We start from the raw sequence: 17878 nt of genomic DNA, 5'->3' as shown, positions 1-17878 counted from the left end.
TGTGACTACTTAATAATAGGTAGTATTTGTTTAAACGTAGATGTAGCCGCTTTTTTTGTCCACTGGAAAATAACAATTTCAGCACACGATATCACCCCATCGGCTTGTTTAAGCTGCTCTAACGCTAACTTTTTATGTTCTGGATTTCGTGAACCAACCGCATCATGCACTAAAATCACTTCAAAGCCGTTTTGTATTAAATCTAAACAGGTTTGTAAAACGCACACATGAGCCTCAGTACCAACCACAATAATTTGCTTTTTACCGTAGCTTTTTATGTGTTCAAGAAAACCAGGCTCTGCACAAGCACTAAAGTAAGTTTTGTGAAAATATGACGCATCGGGTAAAGCATGCTTAATTGCAGCGCTGCTCTGACCTAAACCAACTATATATTGTTCTGTAATTAACGCAGGTATTTTAAGAATGTCACTAACTTTGGCGAGTTTAAGTACACTTTCTAAAATAGAATCAAAGCCTGATATTGAAGGAGCAAGCTTAACTTGCAAATCTATAATTAAAAGCAAACTACTTGCTGATTGTACATTTATGACTTTGCTCATATCACTACCTAAAATACTTTAAGCTATTGTGTTACAAAGGTTAGCTCATATTTTAAAAAGAGGTACATAAGTTAATTTATAGATGTTTTTTGTAATCGACATTTCAAAACATGCTATATTTAATTATAAATTAAGCCCCCCACTACCTGTTTTAAAGCGAGTTTATTAGTGTATATGAGTAAGATGGTTTTTCTTATCATCATTGTTGTTTTATTTTGCATTGGAAGTGCGAGCGCATCTCAAAACTATGCTCAGCAATTACAGCGACTTTCAACCGATGAAGGACTATCGCAAAGCTATGTCACACGCTCATTACAAGATGATATAGGATTTGTATGGATTGCCACTGCACAAGGCTTAAACCGTTATGACGGGTATCAAGTAACCGCGTTTGACGGAGATTACGACCTTGATAAACAATACATATATGACTTGTTTGAAACTTCTACAGGAAACATTATTGTATCTACCGATGTTACAGGCGCTTATTTAGTAAACCCCAATACGCTCAAAACAGAAAAAATTTACTCTGGGCAACTAGATGATAAAACGAATACCTACTCACCAATTTCGGCAGTTGCACAGCTTAATGAGCAATCATACTTTGCCATTGATGAGCAAATACTTACCTACAATCATAGTACTAAAAAATTAACGCCAATTGCCGCTTTAACCAATAAAGACGATTACATAAGAGCACTAGCTTTTTACAAAAACACCTTATACGTTGGTACTAACAATGGTATTTACACACTTGATATTAAAAGTAAAAAATTACAAACACTTTCACTTCACAAACATGAAAATGTGACTGCTGATAATAATAATATAAAACTTTTAACTCTTGATGCAGAGCTCGGTTTAATGGTTGGTACTGTAGAAGGTTTATATCTCTTAGCCTTCGACAAAAATAAAAATATAAACCCAGATCAAGTAAATACATTAGTTGCAGATTATAATATTTGGGATTACTCGAAAACAGACGCTGGAGAGTTTATTGCTACCCAAAGTGGCCTATTTCAGTACTTTAGACACACCGGAAATATCGAGTTTATTTTAAGCTTTGATGAGAGCAAATTTAATATTACAGAAAACACCATAAACGACGTGATGATTGATAAATCGGGTCTACTCTGGCTTGCTTCACGTACTCAAGGTGTTTTAACGTGGGCAACACAAACAAAACGTTTTAAAAATATCACTCTACCTAACAGTAATATAATTAATAAAATTGTTCAGGATGAAAATATACTTTGGGTAGGTACAGATAATGGAATTGCAAAATATAATTTAAATACTCAGCAAGTGAAAACCTTTTTAGAATCTACAGACAGTAAAGCAGTTTATGGTGAATATGCCGTATTTGATATTTTCCCTGCGAATATTAAGGGGGGGCAATATTTGTGGTTAGCGCGTTACCATGGCTTAGAGTTATTTAACAAGGTTACTGGAGAGAAAGAATCTGGCCATGAGCTAATAACTAGTGATCTAATCAATACAAATTTATTTGGTTTTGCTCAAATAGCACCAGACACTTTTGCATATATTTCTAACAGTGGGTTTTACATTTACAATGGTAAAACAGGTGAAAATAGGCCTATAAGAGGCCTAGAAGAGAAAACAAAACCAATAGATGCTTACACTTTTCATGCACCTTTAAACGCCTACCCAGAGGAGCTAATTTTAAGCACTAAAAATAAACTTTATAGATACCACGAAAAAACTGAAACGTTAACGACGATATTTCAATCAAATAATAAAAATAACAACCTATTTAATACTGTAGAAAACTTTTATTTAGACACTAAACGCAATTTACTATGGCTTGCTACAACGCAAGAAGGCCTTATTGCCCTTGATACTAAAACTTATGAACGAAAGCACACTTTTAACATTAAAAATGCGCTAGAAACCAACTCAATTTATATGTTGCTCGCAGACAATAATCGTAATTTATGGGCGAGCAGTGAAAATGGCTTATATCAGCTAAATTTAGATACCCAAAATATAACAAGTTACACCGTAAAAGATGGACTCAATAATAATAAATTTAGTGCTATTTCCGGTGTTATTTTAAATAACAAGCACATAGCTTTTGGCAGTTATCATGGCATATTACAGTTCGATCCGACTGATTTTAACTCCACAGATCAATCAACGCATACTAACTTAGAAATTACTGATATCAACTTACTTTCCAAAAACCTAACGTACTATCCAAATAAGTATAAATACAAGCCTCTAAAACTTGCTTACGACGATGTGGGTTTAACTGTGAAATTTTCAAACTTTGACTACATAAATAAAGAAAGCACACGCTATAAAGTAGTTCTTTCAGGTGCAAATCCACTTATTTATGACGAATTAAAAACAAATCAGGTGTTTTTTACGAAATTACAGCCTGGCGATTACTCATTAACGGTTTCCGTTGTAAATCAAAATGATACAAGTATTGGCGAGCAACGGTCACTTAACTTTAGTGTTGCCTACGCACCGTGGCAGTCGCCTCTTGCTTATGCGCTATACCTTATAGGAATATTCTTAATATTCTTTTTATTATTTTGGCAGTACAGAAACCGCCAAGTAGCAATAGAAAGTGCACAAAGAGAAACTATTCATTCACAAAAACAAACTGAGCTCGCGCTTAAAAACAACAAAAGTGGCGTATGGAATTATCGTTTTAGTGATCACACGGTTAACACGCAAAGAGGCTCAGAATTAGGCTACTTTAATTTACCTGAACGACTAAGCATAGAACGTTATTTTTTACTTATTCACCCTGATGATAGACGAAGAGTTGAAGCTCAATGGTACGCCTATATTAAACAAAATAAACAGCAACATTGGCAATCTACCTACCGCTTAAAGCATAAAGAGGGTCACTGGCTTTGGTATCAAGACCTCGGTCAAATTATGTATAAGGAACACACGAGTGAAGCACAGTATGTTTCAGGCATTTATACAAATATTACTGAGCAACGTGCTAATGAGCAACAAGCAAATATTTTAGGCGAGGCATTTAGCCAAATTACCGATTGGCTGTTAATTTTGGATGATCGACTGATGCCATTTTCTGCTAATAATAGCTTTATAGACACTTTTTCGAACGAACACCATTCAACAAAACTAAGCCTAAAACTTATAATTAATGCGATTGGAAAAGCTAAATGCAGAGAATTTGCAGCTAACTTTAAAGCTTTAAAAGCAAAACAAAACTGGCGTACAAATACACATATAAAAACCGCAAAAAACTCCCAGCACCCAGTTCACTTAAGCGTTACTGCAGTAGCAAAAGAAAGCAACACTGTAAGTTATTACGTGGTTGTTATATCAGATTTAACAGAGCAAAAACGCGCTGAAACAGAGCTTCGTTATTTAGCAAACTTTGACCCTTTAACGCGCTTACCGAATCGTAGTTTAATGTATAAAAATATTGAGCAAGCAATTGTTAAAGTACAAAAAAGTAATAATCAATGCGCTCTTTTGTTCATAGATTTAGATAAGTTTAAACCCGTAAACGACTCATTTGGCCATGCAGTTGGCGATAAATTATTGTGTGATATAACACGACGCGTGAGTGCAATGCTTGGTGACAACGCAGCACTTGGACGACAAAGTGGGGATGAATTTTTGGTATTAATTGAAAATATTGATTCGATAGAGTCACTCAACAATACAGTAAAAACAATAAGCCATGAGCTTGCTAATAAAGTTAGCATTGAAGATTTTTCGATTAATATATCTGCAAGTATAGGTGTTGCACTTTATCCTAATGACGCAAACTCTACTGATACTCTGATCCGAAATGCCGACGTTGCGATGATGCAAGCTAAACAAGCTGGCCGTAATGGGTTTAAGTTTTTTAATGAAAAGATGAACGAGCAAATCAAACAAAAGCTCATCCTAGAAAACGACTTAAAAGATGCAACAAAAGAAAATCTGCTATTTAATCATTACCAACCCATTGTTGATTTACACGCTAAAACAATAAATGGAGTTGAATTACTTATGCGCTGGGAGAATAAAGGACAATTTATCTCTCCGGCTGTGTTTATACCCGTAGCTGAAGAGACTGGGTTAATCGAAAAGTTAACCGAGCAAGCATTAAAGCGTGCTTTAACTGATTTAGCTCCTTTACTTAATAATAACCCACTGTTTTATATATCTCTGAACTTATCACCTAAGCATATTTTAAAAATACATATAGCGAGTCGCTTAGTGGCTATTTTAAGTGCTCACAATATAAATCCAAAGCAATTACGCCTTGAAATAACCGAAAGCACGCTCCTAGAAGATAAACAAAAAGCGTCAAAACAATTACACAAACTAAAAACAGCAGGATTTAAATTATTACTTGATGACTTTGGAACGGGCTATTCATCACTGACCTATTTAAGCCAGTTTCCGATTAATGTTATTAAAATTGATCAAAGCTTTGTACAAAGCATAGGCCTTGATAAAAATAACGAATCAATAATTAAAACAATCTATTCTTTAGCTGATAACCTTGGCTTGTATTGTATTGCAGAAGGGGTAGAAACTCATGAACAAATTATATTTCTTTCTGCTTTAGGCTGTCACGTATTACAAGGTTATTACTTCGCCAAACCAATGACAGCACAAGATTTATGTAATGGCAAAACCTTTGAAGAGATTACAAATTTACTTTAAGTAAGTTTTAGCGGTTAAATAAGCTTTAGAGCTGCGTATAAAATACTAATACCAATCTGCCTATATATGAGGTCTATTTAATGTTAAGAAAATTATGCTAGAACTAGGCAAAAATTTTTGTATCTAGTTGTTCTAAATAAAAATTTTTAACGACGTTATAGTACAATTTAATTCGTTAAATTGATCAAAGATTTATGCGGATTGGTATAAGAGCCCCCTTAATACGGGCTCGTTTACTTAGCTATGAATATGATGACACTCATGGCTTTCAATTTGAAGCACACTATTTTTGACTTTAAATTTACTGCTAAGTAGCTGCTCTACTTTCATTCGGCACGCTTCGTCATGCTTTTCAATAGTACAGTGCTGTTTAAGCACAACATGTGCGCCAACGACTATATCTTTATCTTTTCGAGAAACAGTTACATTGTGAACATTATGAACATGTTCCATATTTGTAATTTCATGTTCTATATCAGCCACTTTAGGCAGCTTCGCTTTATTTAAACGTAAACCTTTTATACAGCTAATAATAACCTTTATACCTGTGAATAATACAAACGACGCTATAAGCATACTCGATAAAATATCAATGACCGTCCAGCCGGTTAGGTAAATTAAAATACCAGCCACAAAGGTCGACACTGTAGATATTAAGTCAAAAAATGAGTGCAAGAATACAGCATATACATTAATACTCGCCTTGCGACCTTTATATAAAACCCAAGCTGCAGCACCATGAAATAAAAAGCCAATGGCTGCAATAACCGACATTAAATAACTATTAATAGCAAGCTCATTGCCTTCGTGCTGATGTATAAAGCGCTCGCCCCCTTCATACAAAATAATTAAGCTAATAGCTAAATAGAGCGTTCCGTTTATTAAACCACCAATCAGCTCTGCTCGTTGGTGTCCATCGTTATAGGTTTTAGCAAAATGAATAGCGAGGCTAGAAGCAATCAATGCAATAAATAGCGAGCTATTATGCACAAACAAATGCCCTGCATCGGCAAGTACTGCTAGGGAATTAGAGTAGTAAGCGCCAACAACCTGAATAACCATAAATGAACATGTTATTGCCAAAGCAATAAGCAACCGACGGCGTGATGCCTGGTGTGTAGTGATTTCTGTCATGAAATGCTTGAATAACCTATACTTAAAATTGCAAATAAGCCGGTAGGAGGCTTAGAGTAGAAATGGGTAATGATATACAGTTGCAATTGTAATGCGAAGGCCAAATAAACGCACTAAAAACTTAGTAAATTAGCCAAAACTGTACTAAATAATAGATAAACAATAATAAAAATATTGAGTTAATATTTAATTTCATATGGAGCAATGAGTGGGCTTTAAATCAGTAGAAGATACTTGGAGTACTATAAAGCTAATCCCTTTTGCCGTTGTACTTTATGATGCTAAAAAAAAGACTTACAAAGCTAACTCTCAAGCACAAAGTTTATTTGAGCTATCTCCACATAATAATTTCGATGATGTCGACTTTAAGCACCTCACCCTCACAAACCCAGAAAGCAAAAAGCAATTAATATTCCGAGAGCTATTTGATAAATATTTAGTCATAAATACAAGTTCAAATATTCTCCTAGGGAAAGCAAATACAAATTCATTAATAAATGCAAAGCTTGCTCAGCTCAGTGATAGCGTACACATTGTAACCTTTGAAATTATTAAACAAAGCGAAGATGAACAATACAACTTCGACAAAATCATTTCAAAAATTTCTACCGACTTAATTGATATTCAAAGTGACGAAATTAATACTCATATAGAGTTTGCCTTAAAAGCAATTGGTACTGTTTGCTTTGCCGATAGAAGCTATTTATTTAAATTCTCAGACGATGGAAAGTCAATGAGAAACACTCATGAATGGGTCAATCAAGGGGTTGAGCCATTTAAAGATAAGCTACAACATATACCTAAAAACTCACTGCCCTACTTCACAAGTTTAATGAATAGTACTCACCTTTTTAAAGTAAATGATGTTGAAAAGCTTCCTAAGAAAGCAATCAAAGAAAAAGAAGAATTACAGTCTGAAGAAATACAGTCAGTTTTATGTATTGGCCTACGTTACGATAAAGAACTAGTTGGGTTTATTGGCTGTGACTGTGTAAAGCAAAAAAGGCAATGGACAGACTTAGATTTAATTAGGCTAAAGTTAGTTGGTGAAATGGTAGCGAATGCTTTTAAAAATATAAACTTTAAGAATGAACTTCAATATATTCAGCAACAACTCATCACAGCAAATTTAAAACTTAATGAACAAGTTAATACCGATGGTTTAACCGATATAGCTAACCGCCGTTGCTTTGACGACACACTAAAAAACGAACTACTTCGCTGCACGCGCTACCAGCAACCTATAGGTTTGATAATGTGCGACATAGATTTTTTCAAAAAATATAACGATAATTACGGACACCAGCAAGGCGATGAAGTTTTAAAATCTGTAGCGCAAGCGTTAAAAGCCATGTGTAAACGCCAAGGTGATTTGGCAGCTCGATACGGCGGAGAAGAATTTGCGATTATTTTACCCGCAACAGATACCGATAACAGCTTAAAATTTGCAGCGCTAATCCAGCAAAAAATGGCAGAATTAGCAATAGAACATAACTACTCCACTGTTAGTAAGCAGCTCACTATAAGCATGGGGGTTTATAGTTTAATTCCGTGTAAAAAAACAACTGCGCAAAGCCTTATAAGTGGTGCCGATAAAGCACTTTACGATGCAAAAAATACAGGCAGAAACCAAGTCGCACTCTATAAGTAAGTACTTAATAATCACACTATAACGGGGGGGTCAAATCGCCCGTTATTTATGCCTGAAATTTGAAATATCATGCCTTGTTGTTCTTTTGCCTCTTTGTATTGCTCATCAAATGCAGAAGTGACAAATAGGGTCTCTGCATTTTTACCACCAAACGCAGTGCACGTTACTTTAGTAGCTGGTAGCTTAATCGTTGTGAGTAGCTCAGCTTGTGGGGATAAACACATAACGCATCCCATATCCCATACTGCAACCCATAAGTTACCGCACTTATCTAGCACGCACCCATCAGGGTCAACATCTGTATTAGAAAATTGGTAAAATACACTAGGTTTAGAGCAAGGCTCACCGGTAAGCTCATTTAAACTTATTACATAAATACAACTCGTTAATGAGTCGCAGTAATATCCGCGTAAACGAGACTTATCAAAACATAAACCATTAGGAATACTTAAGTCGGTAATAACCTCAATGAGTTGCTGTTTGTAATACCGATAAATTTTCCCCTCACCTTTTTTAGCATTTATATCCATGGTACTTAACCAAAACCCCCCCCATGGATCAGCTCGACCATCATTACTACGCCTCTTTAAATGATCTTGTTCAATATTAATAATAAGCTCACGGCTATGTGACTCAATATGATATTTATATAAACCAGTGCTTGTACTTAATAATAAGTGACTCTCATCAATCCATGCTAAGGCACTGAGTGTATCGGGCATTGTAATGGTATTCACTCTACATATATCTTTAATGCCTTTACTTAAAAGTTGCTTTTTATTTATATCTACCCAAAACAACGTATTTAACAGCGGATGCCAGAGCGGGCTTTCGGCTAGCTGGTGTTGTGTGTTTTCAAAAACAGATACGGTAGGATCAAACATAAATAGTTGTTCTTTATTAACAATGCCTTGTGATACTAAACCTTATCAGAAAAGCGTAATTGGCGCGATCAGTCATACGTTTTAATTTTTCTTCTACTATCTCTATCGCATTTTTTAGATCGAGTTGATAATATCAAGAGTCATAAAAGGATTGTAAAATGAACAATAATAAAAACACTCTTGTGGTAGAAGGCGGTGCCATGCGCGGTATTTTTGCAGCTGGCGTGCTTGATGAATTTTTAAATCAGCAGCATCAACCTTTTGAACGCTATTTTGGCGTATCGGCCGGAGCCACCAATATTGCAGCCTATTTATGTAATCAACCAAAGCGCAATTATACCGTGATTACCGATTATTCATGTAGGCCTGAATTTATAAACGTAAAACGCTTTATTAAAGGTGGTCATTTATTTGACTTAGATTGGCTTTGGCAAGAAACAATACGTGAAATACGCCTTAAAACCGAAGTGTTTGAACAAAACCAGCCCGAGTTTTACATTGTATCTACTGCTATAAACACCGGTGCAGCACATTATTTAAAAGCCACAAGCAGCGAGATGGTTGAGCAACTCAAAGCTTCTTGCGCTATTCCTATTGCCTATCGCGATTACCCTGTAATTAATAATGAGCCAATGACAGACGGCGGTGTAGCCGACTCAATCCCAGTTTTAAAAGCATATGAAATGGGGGCAAAAGAAATTACCGTGGTGCTATCTCAACCGCTGGGCTATCGTAAAAAACCAAGCAAAGCCCCATGGCTTACTAAAAAAGTGTACAAAAGTTACCCAGCGCTTATTCAAGCATCTTTAAATAGGTCACACGTATACAACCAAAGTATCGACTTTATACTAAACCCGCCAAGTGACTGTAAAATGAATATAATTGCGCCACCAGCTAATTTTAGGGTAGGCCGTACAACTAAAAAATTAAAGCTACTGAATAACGGATACACTATGGGTATAGACGCAGCCAAAGATTTTTTAAGATAGGGAGTGTTGATCTTTGTGGATTGAAATTTGTTCAATCCAAAAAGATTAAATCGCGGCGAGGTCTGTATCCTAGTGGCCCGGTAACTGCTCCTGCGCTGCCCTACTGGCTTTTAAGAATAAAGTAAAACCGAGCAAAGCTTGAAGTCCTGCTTACGCCCCTTACCCACATCCATGTAGGCAACAAAAAATTGATCGTCCCTAGAAAAAACTCAAAGGGCACCGCATGTTCACCCATCAAAGATCAACACACCCTTTAATAACCTTTGAGCGCTTTACCTGTTATAAATGCGGTTAAAAGCCCTACGCACATTAAGCATGCAACACCTGTAATTATTCCGCCAACTAAACCGTACACGTTTGCAAAACAAACAAACGATATAATTAATGAAATAAGGCTGTAAATTACTTTAATAATTTTTGAACTAGCGCTTTTACGTATAATGAGTGTCATGAAAACGAGACTCAAAACAGCACAAAAAATCAATGTTATATTCATACTGTTTGAGCCTCAAGTATCGGCTGTTTTGTCAATTTGAGCTTTAATCCAGCCCAAATAAACGTAAGGCCTATCAACATAAATAACGAATCAACAATCACAACAAGTGCGCTATTAAAATTCATAATATTATTTTGACCTATTAGAATGTTAAATGGCATCACCGCACTTAGCGCAGCGCCACATAATAAAAGCGTAAGTTTAAAATAAAAGGTGTGATGCATTGGCAATAAACTAACTAAAAGCCAACCTAACCAGCTATAAAAAAACACAGGTCCAAAAAAAGCATTTTGCAAAGCGCCATCAACGCTGTAATTCAATACTATTTGTAATGGAAAAAGCACAAAGCTTGCTAAAACCAATCCACCACAACTGCCAATAATAAAACGATTCCAACGCGTATAAGCTTGAACACTTAAAGTAGGATTACTCCCTCTGGTGCGTTTAGATAGCCACATCATCATGCCCGAAAGAGGTAAAAGAGCCGTTGTTAATCCAAGAATTACCCACAATAGCTTTATAAATATCCCAGCAAAGTTGCCAAAGTGCAGTGGAAATAACACCTCTATTACCTTTATTGATATACCTGATATATCCCCAAAGCTGCTCATCGACTTTACAAATTCGCCATCACCGCGGTAATGCAATAATTGAGAGGCAACGGCTTCACCTCCTAGCAAGCGCAAATATACTTGAGCGTTAGCGTCGTTGTTTGCCATAATTGTTGCATCAATAATCACTGCTTTAGGAAAGCGAGATTTGGCATTTTCTAAAATAGCGTCAATATTAGTTGGTTGCTCTATATGACTAACTACCGGCTCGGGGATAGCAGTAAATGTTTCTATTAGCTTATCTTGATCGCCACCAAAACTGACAAATGCAGCGGCTGGCAACAATATAATGGTTGCAAGACCTAAAAATGCACCAGTAAAACCAATAACAATATTAAATACACTCCCCCAAATTCCCATCACTTTATGGGCATCGCTAATAGCTATATCTAAGCCCTTGCTCCGCCTAAAAGTAAACAGCTCTTTAAACATCTTTCTATGAATAAATAACCCTGTGACCGCGCTTATTAATAGAGTAAGTCCTAAAAATCCAGTTAAAATTAGTCCTATAGGCCTACCTAAATGCAAATCAGCATGAAACTCTCCAATATAACTCGGCGCATCTGTTTTTTTATTTGCATAAAATTCTTTACTTGGGCCGTAGTAGCTATCAACCAAGGCCAACGAATCTGGGTGAAACTGAAATACACGGGCCACCTCTTGGGAATAGTTTTCATCTCCATGGTGCGATTCAAAAACAAGTGTCAGCAAATAAAAATTATGACCGCTTGGCATAAATACGTGGATATTCTCACCAAATGCACTGGGTACTTGTTTATAATATTGATTAACTAATGTGTTTATATCACTACTTGGTACTATTTGAGTTGATTGTAATTCAGGATTAGCCCAAATTTTTAATTCAGGTCGGCTAAGTACAGCTAATGCGCCACTAAATGCCACAATAAATAATAGTACTGAAGTTAATATGCCAACCCAGCTGTGCATTAAAAATAACTTTTTTAACGTAATTGATTTCATGCTTTCCCCTGCATCACTGCTAGTAAACTTAATAACCCGTGTGAGATGCTCAGCAGCAACATTACAGCAAATGGTTGCCATACATGTTCAGCTAAATAGGCATACATAAAAAGCCCAACCCAAATAATCGGAAAAAGCATAATTGGGAGTAAAATTTGCTCATTCATATGAAAAGGTAAATAAGTCGTCATTCCGGGGATTATTATTACTGCGGTAATAAGTGCCACAACACACGCTAAAAAGTGTCGCCTTTTAATTGCTTTAAAAGTGCTTTTATTATTTTTCGATACTTTAAACATTTATGCTGCAAAGTTTGTAAATGATAATTGTTTTTATTATATTGCGTATTTGTAAATAAAAGCAATTAATTAAATGTACTTTTGCTTAATTAACTTAAAAACCTTCATAAATAACAAGTATGTATTATCCGCAATTACAAACATTCATTCTAAGACCTTGTAGTACAGTTATTATTTTTATAAAACTAATAAATTAAGATGCATTACATGCTCTATGTTAAGAAATAAATAAGGCTTACAATGTATTTTCAACTGATCGTTCACATACTGCCTTAACGGGGTCAAGTATCAAGTTAATCACTTTTATAAAGTATTTAAGATAACTGTTTGTGGGTTCATATCGTAATATCTTTACTGGGTGTGTTCTTTTAATAGGCTTAACAACGCTTTGTGTTAGCTTAGTTACTAGGCTTATAACCACCCTTTTATCTGTAAGCTCTTAATATATTTTTAGAAAATTTCACTTTTTGAATCGTTTTAGTATTTACCGTATTGTATTTGGTGTTATTTTATTAAACCTAGCTTACGTTTAATTAGAGGGAAATCATGAGCGAAAAAATCAACCCTGAAGCCTTACACGCACTTAAAATTGCATTTACGTATATGCCACAAGCCATTGAGGTAACAAAATATGAGTATGGCGAGCGTTATCAAACAGTACTTGATCACATAGAAGCCGTGCGAGAAACATTGCTTATAAACGATGTTGACCCTGATGAAGTGGGTGGCGACATTAATCCAGAGTACACACCTAACTCTACCTACTAAATACTTAGCGCTGAGTATTATTTATTCAGCGCAGTATTTTGCTTTATATAAAACATAGACTTATAAATTAAAATGCCACCAATTTTAGTTATTACTTACTAAAACTGCTAAACTGGCCATTAAATAATAAAAACGCCTTAATTGGCTAGCATATTTTATAAATTTAACAAAAGCTTACGGGGTGTTTTCTTTTGAATTTTTTAAGGCGTTTTCACGACATTGTATCAAATCAAGCTCTTGATTTTGAAAGCAAAATTAATAAGCTTTTGATCTTTGGGCTAAAAGTATTCGATCTTGAGCTAGGTATTGTTAGTAAAGTAGATGAAAACAGTTACATCGTTTTACATGCTATAACCCCCGACAACTCACTTTTACCCGGTACTGTATTTGATTTACAAGGCACCTATTGCGTACATACGCTCGGTGCTGGATCTGCACTTGCCTTTCATAAAGCATCGCAAAGCGCTATAGCAAACCACCCCTGCTACATTAATTTTCAGCTAGAGTCATATATTGGTGCTCCTATAAAAATTGGAGATAAAGTATTTGGCACTGTTAACTTTTCATCAGCAAAAGACTCCCTCGCTTTTAATGACGACGCATACGACTATATAGAGCTATTCGCGCAATGGCTCGGTTCGGAATTTGCGCGTTCGCAAACTAAAGAGCAACTTATAAAAAACAGTAATACCTTATTAAAGCTAGAGAGCGTAGCAAACATAGGTACGTGGGAAGTTGATTTAATAGAAAATAAAATATACTGGAGCGAACAAACTAAGCGTATTCATCAAGTATCAAGTGACTACCAACCCGTAATGGAAGGAGCTTTAGAATTTTATAAAGAAGGAACTAGCCGTGAAAGCATCAGTCAAGCGGTCAAAAATGCCACCGAAAAAGGCGATAAATGGAATTTAGACTTACAAATAGTAACCGCAAAAAATGAAATTTTGTGGATATCTACCTTTGGTGAGGCTGAGTTTGACGGCGGCCGCTGTATAAGATTGTTTGGCACCTTTCAAGATGTAACAGAATCTATGTTACTGCGCGAAGAGCTCAAGCAAAAGCAAGCCCAAGCCGAACGCTTGCTTGAAGATAGGAGCATGCTACTTGCTAAAATAAGCCATGAGCTGAGAACGCCACTTAATGGTATTACAGGTATGCTTACTACATTAATTGACGAGCATAGTGAGGAAGTACGCGCCGAAAAAATAAAAGTAGCACTAAGAAGCGCTGATATCCTACTTAGCATAATTAATGAAGTACTCGATTTTTCTAAAATTAATCACGGTGAATTAAAACTAGAGCCTACCGATTTTTTACTAAAAACTATTTTTACAGATTTAACGTCGTTATACACACCCTTATTTAAAAACACACACGTATCACTTAAAGTAGAAAACACCATTGACGATACTTTTTGGGCATTTAGCGACAACACACGCCTTAGCCAAATAACCTCAAACCTATTAAGCAACGCGCTTAAATTTACCGAAAATGGCTCTGTTTTACTTAAAACAAGTATTGAACACGCAAAAAAATCACCAAGTCTAAATATTGAAGTATCCGACACTGGCCGAGGCATGAGCAAAGGATTTTTAGAATCGCTATTTTCTCCTTTTTCACAAGAGGTTGATGCAAAAAATTCGAAAGGCGGTACAGGGCTTGGCCTTGCCATAGTTAAAGAGCTTGTTGAATATATGGGCGGTACAATAAAAGTAAAAAGTACGCCAAATGAAGGGACTACATTTTTACTAAATATACCAATTGAGTCAGGTAAAGAGCAAAAGCAAGACAGCCTAATAACAAACCAAGATACTGATGGCAGTGAACTGTCTGTACTTGTAGTAGATGATAACGATATCAACAGATTGGTACTACACGCCTCTTTGGGTAAATTGAATATTAAAGCCGACTCTGCAGTTGATGGCCAAGACGCGATTTTAAAATGCCAACAAAAGCACTATGACCTTATTTTTATGGATTGCATAATGCCAATTCTTGATGGCTTTGAGGCAACAAAGCAGCTTAGGGCTGATAATACCTGCCCAAAACAAGAAACCTATATTGTAGCTATAACCGCTAATACCTCATCTCAAGATAAACTTGCTTGTAAACAAGCTGGTATGGATATGTTTATTTCAAAGCCTTTTAAACTACCCACACTTGAAAAAGCAGTTATTAACGCGCTTGAGCATAACCAAAGCTCAGCTAACGTATAAAATTATCTGATTGATTAAATAGGGATATAAAATGAAAAATATAATAAGAACATTACTCTTTACTGTATTGTGTTTAGCCATATTTAAAGGCATTTCTACTGAGCAATGGAGTTCATCAATAACGGTCGTTATTGTATCAGGCGTATTGCTATTAGTTACGTTTATCAGTGGTAAAGCATCACGTGGCTCTTCAACTTACACAAGCAGTGACTCTTCAATTTATTCTAGCAATAACTCACACTCTAATAATGATTGCGGTGGAGATTCTGGCGGCTGTGATTAATAATTTATAGCGGCTTATTAAAACTTTATAGAACAGAGGTATTTTGCCAACAATTAAAATTGCTAATTTCTGGCGTTCCATCGAAGCATTTGGAGAAATTTGTACTCGAATTCTTGGTCTAGGGTTAGTCTATCTAATTTTCTCATTTATAGGGCAAGAATTAATAGGTGAGCAGTTCAAAAATGATGTTCTACTAAGCTTAGTCGTCTTACCTGCAATTTATGTCCTAAAAGATTCTCATAAAATTCTGGAAGCAGTTTTCATAAATGTTATTGCAAAAGACAACTCGATAACCGTATTTAGTGGAATACTAACAAAAAGAGAAGACAAGCTAGGCTTCAAAAGCGTCGAAAATGTTGAACAAGTAACAACATTTTTAGGCCGTATTTTTGGTTATTCTACAATCCACTTATATGCTTATGGAAGCTGGGTTAGGATACCTTTCATTAAAGATCCTAAAAGCCTTAGAGTTTGGCTTGAAGAACGAATACCTCACTAAGTTCTCAAAGTCGTAAAAAAGCCGCCTTTGGAGAGGGCGGCTTGGGTTAACAAACAGCTTTGGGTGTACCTTGCTGTTATATCAAGAGAGGTTTTACAGTTTAAGCAGCTGTTTTGTCTTGCTCGCTTTCTTCGCTGTTGCGAATTAAGTAATCAAAAGCACCTAGGCTCGCTGTTGCGCCGCTGCCCATGGCAATAATAATTTGCTTAAATGGGATATTTGTTGCATCACCTGCGCCATAAACACCTGGTAATGACGTAGCACCTTTTGCATCAATTAATATTTCACCAAATTTACTTAACTCCAAGTCACTAATTTTTAACCACTCAGTGTTAGGAATTAAGCCTATTTGAACAAAAATACCCGCTAAAGTAAGTGCCTTACTATCACCTGTTACTCGGTCTGTGTAAGTAAGCCCTGTAACCTTTTTACCATCGCCAAGTACTTCTGTAGTTTGGGCGTTTTTAATAATAGTAATATTATTTAAGCTGTTTGCTTTACGAATAAGTACTTCATCGGCGCGTAATGTATCTGCAAACTCAAGTACTGTTACATGCTCAACAATGTTTGCTAAATCGATTGCAGCTTCAATACCAGAGTTACCACCACCAATTACAGCTACAGGCTTACCTTTAAATAAAGGGCCGTCACAATGCGGGCAGTATGCGACACCGTGTCCGCGGTACTCTTGCTCACCGGGTACGTTCATTTCGCGCCAGCGTGCACCTGTTGCTAAAACAAGTGATTTAGCTTTTAAAGTAGCCCCGTTTTCAAGCGTAATTTCGTATTTGTTATTTACGCGTTCAAGCCCTGCAGCACGTTGGTTATGCATTACATCAACATCGTACTCTTTCACATGCTCTTCAAGCTGTGCAACAAGCTTAGGACCTTCAGTGGCTTTAACCGATATAAAGTTTTCAATGGCTAATGTATCAGCAACTTGCCCACCAAATCGCTCTGCAACAATGCCGGTATTTAACCCTTTACGTGCAGAATAAATTGAAGCTGATGCACCGGCAGGTCCGCCACCTACTACTAATACGTCAAATTCGTCTTTTTCGCTAAGTGCTGCAGCTTGGCGTGCTGCACCTTTACTATCTACTTTGTTTAATATGTCAGTTAGGCTTAATGCACCTTGGCTAAATGGTTCGCCATTTAAATAAACAGCCGGTACTGCTAAAATGTTGCGCTCTTCTACTTCCTCTTGAAATAGTGCGCCGTCAATCATTGTTGCTTTAATTTTGCTATTAGTCGCGGCCATTGTATTTAGCGCCTGCACTACTTGTGGGCACGTTTGGCAACTCAAGCTAATGTAAATTTCAAAAATAAGTTCTTGATCAAGTGATTGTATTTGTTCAATGTCTTCGCTTTTTGCTTTACTTGCATGTCCGCCAGTATGTAAAAGCGCCAACACTAAACTTGTAAATTCGTGTCCCATCGGTACGCCTGCAAACGTAATGTGGGTATTTTTAACCGGTGAATGTACAACCATAGACGGGCGTCGTGCGCTGGTATCTGGGTTGTTAACTACCGTAAACTTATCGCTTAATGATGCTAAGTCGTTTGCTAAGCTTTCTACTTCTGCTGATTTTTTGCTGTCATCCAAGGCAATAAGCAGCTCAACAGGTTGAGTAAGCGATTCAAAATGGCTTTTTAATTGATTTTTAATGTTGTTATCTAACATGGCTTAACCCTTTTTAGGAAAATTTAAACAGCAAGCCTCCCATGCCAATAAACGCATGTGCTTAATTATCAAATTGAGATAGGAGGCACCAATAAACGAATATTTATTGGTTTAAGGGCAGTTGCCTGCCCTTATAGTAGGGATAATCT

14 protein-coding genes are annotated in these 17878 nt (G+C 36.3%); 7 read left to right on the top strand and 7 right to left on the bottom strand.

Annotated features, from left to right (window positions below; genetic code table 11):
* Positions 1 to 5 precede the first annotated feature (5 nt).
* Entirely contained in the window at positions 6 to 560 is a 555-nt protein-coding gene (locus tag ALFOR1_RS18435; protein WP_104643985.1) for an isochorismatase family protein, read from the bottom strand.
* Positions 561 to 734: 174 nt separating this feature from the next.
* Here ALFOR1_RS18435 and ALFOR1_RS18430 point away from each other — a divergent pair, with 174 nt between their 5' ends.
* A complete protein-coding gene (locus ALFOR1_RS18430; RefSeq protein ID WP_104643984.1) occupies positions 735 to 5231 on the top strand; it encodes an EAL domain-containing protein in 4497 nt (1498 codons plus the stop codon).
* Positions 5232 to 5468: 237 nt separating this feature from the next.
* Here the strand turns inward: ALFOR1_RS18430 and ALFOR1_RS18425 are convergent, their stop codons facing one another.
* Entirely contained in the window at positions 5469 to 6365 is an 897-nt protein-coding gene (locus ALFOR1_RS18425) for a cation diffusion facilitator family transporter (RefSeq protein ID WP_058549901.1), read from the bottom strand.
* A 208-nt stretch (positions 6366 to 6573) separates the two neighbouring features.
* On the opposite strand from ALFOR1_RS18425, the gene ALFOR1_RS18420 reads away from it, so the two are divergent.
* Positions 6574 to 8016 (top strand): sensor domain-containing diguanylate cyclase, encoded by a 1443-nt coding sequence (locus tag ALFOR1_RS18420; RefSeq protein WP_104643983.1) that lies wholly within the window; start codon positions 6574 to 6576, stop codon positions 8014 to 8016.
* An 11-nt stretch (positions 8017 to 8027) separates the two neighbouring features.
* On the opposite strand, the gene ALFOR1_RS18415 is transcribed toward ALFOR1_RS18420, so the two are convergent.
* Entirely contained in the window at positions 8028 to 8900 is an 873-nt protein-coding gene (locus tag ALFOR1_RS18415) for an SMP-30/gluconolactonase/LRE family protein (protein WP_058549903.1), read from the bottom strand.
* Between the two features lie 158 nt (positions 8901 to 9058).
* On the opposite strand from ALFOR1_RS18415, the gene ALFOR1_RS18410 reads away from it, so the two are divergent.
* On the top strand, positions 9059 to 9889 hold the full coding sequence (locus ALFOR1_RS18410; RefSeq protein ID WP_104643982.1) for a patatin-like phospholipase family protein: 831 nt from the start codon (positions 9059 to 9061) through the stop codon (positions 9887 to 9889).
* 253 nt (positions 9890 to 10142) lie between these two features.
* On the opposite strand, the gene ALFOR1_RS18405 is transcribed toward ALFOR1_RS18410, so the two are convergent.
* From ALFOR1_RS18405 to ALFOR1_RS18395, 3 genes are read right to left on the bottom strand one after another with little or no spacing between them, the layout of a single operon-like run.
* Positions 10143 to 10340, bottom strand: coding sequence for a SurA N-terminal domain-containing protein (locus ALFOR1_RS18405; RefSeq protein ID WP_104643981.1), 198 nt, complete (start codon positions 10338 to 10340; stop codon positions 10143 to 10145).
* Positions 10341 to 10381: 41 nt separating this feature from the next.
* Positions 10382 to 11977, bottom strand: coding sequence for a PepSY-associated TM helix domain-containing protein (locus ALFOR1_RS18400; protein ID WP_104643980.1), 1596 nt, complete (start codon positions 11975 to 11977; stop codon positions 10382 to 10384).
* The gene (locus ALFOR1_RS18395) at positions 11974 to 12276 is read right to left on the bottom strand and encodes a hypothetical protein (RefSeq protein ID WP_058549907.1); all 303 of its coding nucleotides are present in this window, start codon (positions 12274 to 12276) and stop codon (positions 11974 to 11976) included. The genes ALFOR1_RS18400 and ALFOR1_RS18395 overlap by 4 nt, the downstream gene beginning before the upstream one ends.
* 546 nt (positions 12277 to 12822) lie before the next feature.
* On the opposite strand from ALFOR1_RS18395, the gene ALFOR1_RS18390 reads away from it, so the two are divergent.
* The 4 genes from ALFOR1_RS18390 to ALFOR1_RS18375 all read left to right on the top strand — a co-directional run bounded on the left by ALFOR1_RS18390 (position 12823) and on the right by ALFOR1_RS18375 (position 16045).
* A complete protein-coding gene (locus tag ALFOR1_RS18390; protein WP_058549908.1) occupies positions 12823 to 13044 on the top strand; it encodes a hypothetical protein in 222 nt (73 codons plus the stop codon).
* 191 nt (positions 13045 to 13235) lie between these two features.
* The gene (locus ALFOR1_RS18385; RefSeq protein WP_104643979.1) at positions 13236 to 15263 is read left to right on the top strand and encodes a hybrid sensor histidine kinase/response regulator; all 2028 of its coding nucleotides are present in this window, start codon (positions 13236 to 13238) and stop codon (positions 15261 to 15263) included.
* A gap of 31 nt (positions 15264 to 15294) precedes the next feature.
* Complete coding sequence (locus ALFOR1_RS18380; RefSeq protein WP_058549910.1) at positions 15295 to 15546, top strand: hypothetical protein; 252 nt, start codon at positions 15295 to 15297, stop codon at positions 15544 to 15546.
* Positions 15547 to 15589: 43 nt separating this feature from the next.
* Positions 15590 to 16045, top strand: coding sequence for a PH domain-containing protein (locus ALFOR1_RS18375; protein WP_158657448.1), 456 nt, complete (start codon positions 15590 to 15592; stop codon positions 16043 to 16045).
* Positions 16046 to 16145: 100 nt separating this feature from the next.
* Here the strand turns inward: ALFOR1_RS18375 and ahpF are convergent, their stop codons facing one another.
* Positions 16146 to 17729 carry an alkyl hydroperoxide reductase subunit F gene (ahpF, locus tag ALFOR1_RS18370; protein ID WP_104643977.1) on the bottom strand — a complete coding sequence of 528 codons (1584 nt, stop codon included), beginning with the start codon at positions 17727 to 17729 and terminating at the stop codon, positions 16146 to 16148.
* Positions 17730 to 17878 lie beyond the last annotated feature (149 nt).

The organism is Pseudoalteromonas carrageenovora IAM 12662 (assembly GCF_900239935.1).
Taxonomy (GTDB): Bacteria; Pseudomonadota; Gammaproteobacteria; order Enterobacterales; family Alteromonadaceae; genus Pseudoalteromonas; species Pseudoalteromonas carrageenovora.
This window is presented reverse-complemented; position numbering and strand designations above follow the sequence as displayed.

Excerpts from the sequence above, each read along its gene's own strand:
- ALFOR1_RS18415 (WP_058549903.1), bottom strand. The coding sequence starts at position 8,900 with ATGTTTGATCCTACCGTATCTGTTTTTGAAAACACACAACACCAGCTA.
- ALFOR1_RS18435 (WP_104643985.1), bottom strand. The coding sequence starts at position 560 with ATGAGCAAAGTCATAAATGTACAATCAGCAAGTAGTTTGCTTTTAATT.
- ALFOR1_RS18400 (WP_104643980.1), bottom strand. The coding sequence starts at position 11,977 with ATGAAATCAATTACGTTAAAAAAGTTATTTTTAATGCACAGCTGGGTT.
- ALFOR1_RS18390 (WP_058549908.1), top strand. The coding sequence starts at position 12,823 with ATGAGCGAAAAAATCAACCCTGAAGCCTTACACGCACTTAAAATTGCA.
- ALFOR1_RS18410 (WP_104643982.1), top strand. The coding sequence starts at position 9,059 with ATGAACAATAATAAAAACACTCTTGTGGTAGAAGGCGGTGCCATGCGC.
- ahpF (WP_104643977.1), bottom strand. The coding sequence starts at position 17,729 with ATGTTAGATAACAACATTAAAAATCAATTAAAAAGCCATTTTGAATCG.
- ALFOR1_RS18425 (WP_058549901.1), bottom strand. The coding sequence starts at position 6,365 with ATGACAGAAATCACTACACACCAGGCATCACGCCGTCGGTTGCTTATT.
- ALFOR1_RS18430 (WP_104643984.1), top strand. The coding sequence starts at position 735 with ATGAGTAAGATGGTTTTTCTTATCATCATTGTTGTTTTATTTTGCATT.
- ALFOR1_RS18405 (WP_104643981.1), bottom strand. The coding sequence starts at position 10,340 with ATGACACTCATTATACGTAAAAGCGCTAGTTCAAAAATTATTAAAGTA.
- ALFOR1_RS18395 (WP_058549907.1), bottom strand. The coding sequence starts at position 12,276 with ATGTTTAAAGTATCGAAAAATAATAAAAGCACTTTTAAAGCAATTAAA.
- ALFOR1_RS18380 (WP_058549910.1), top strand. The coding sequence starts at position 15,295 with ATGAAAAATATAATAAGAACATTACTCTTTACTGTATTGTGTTTAGCC.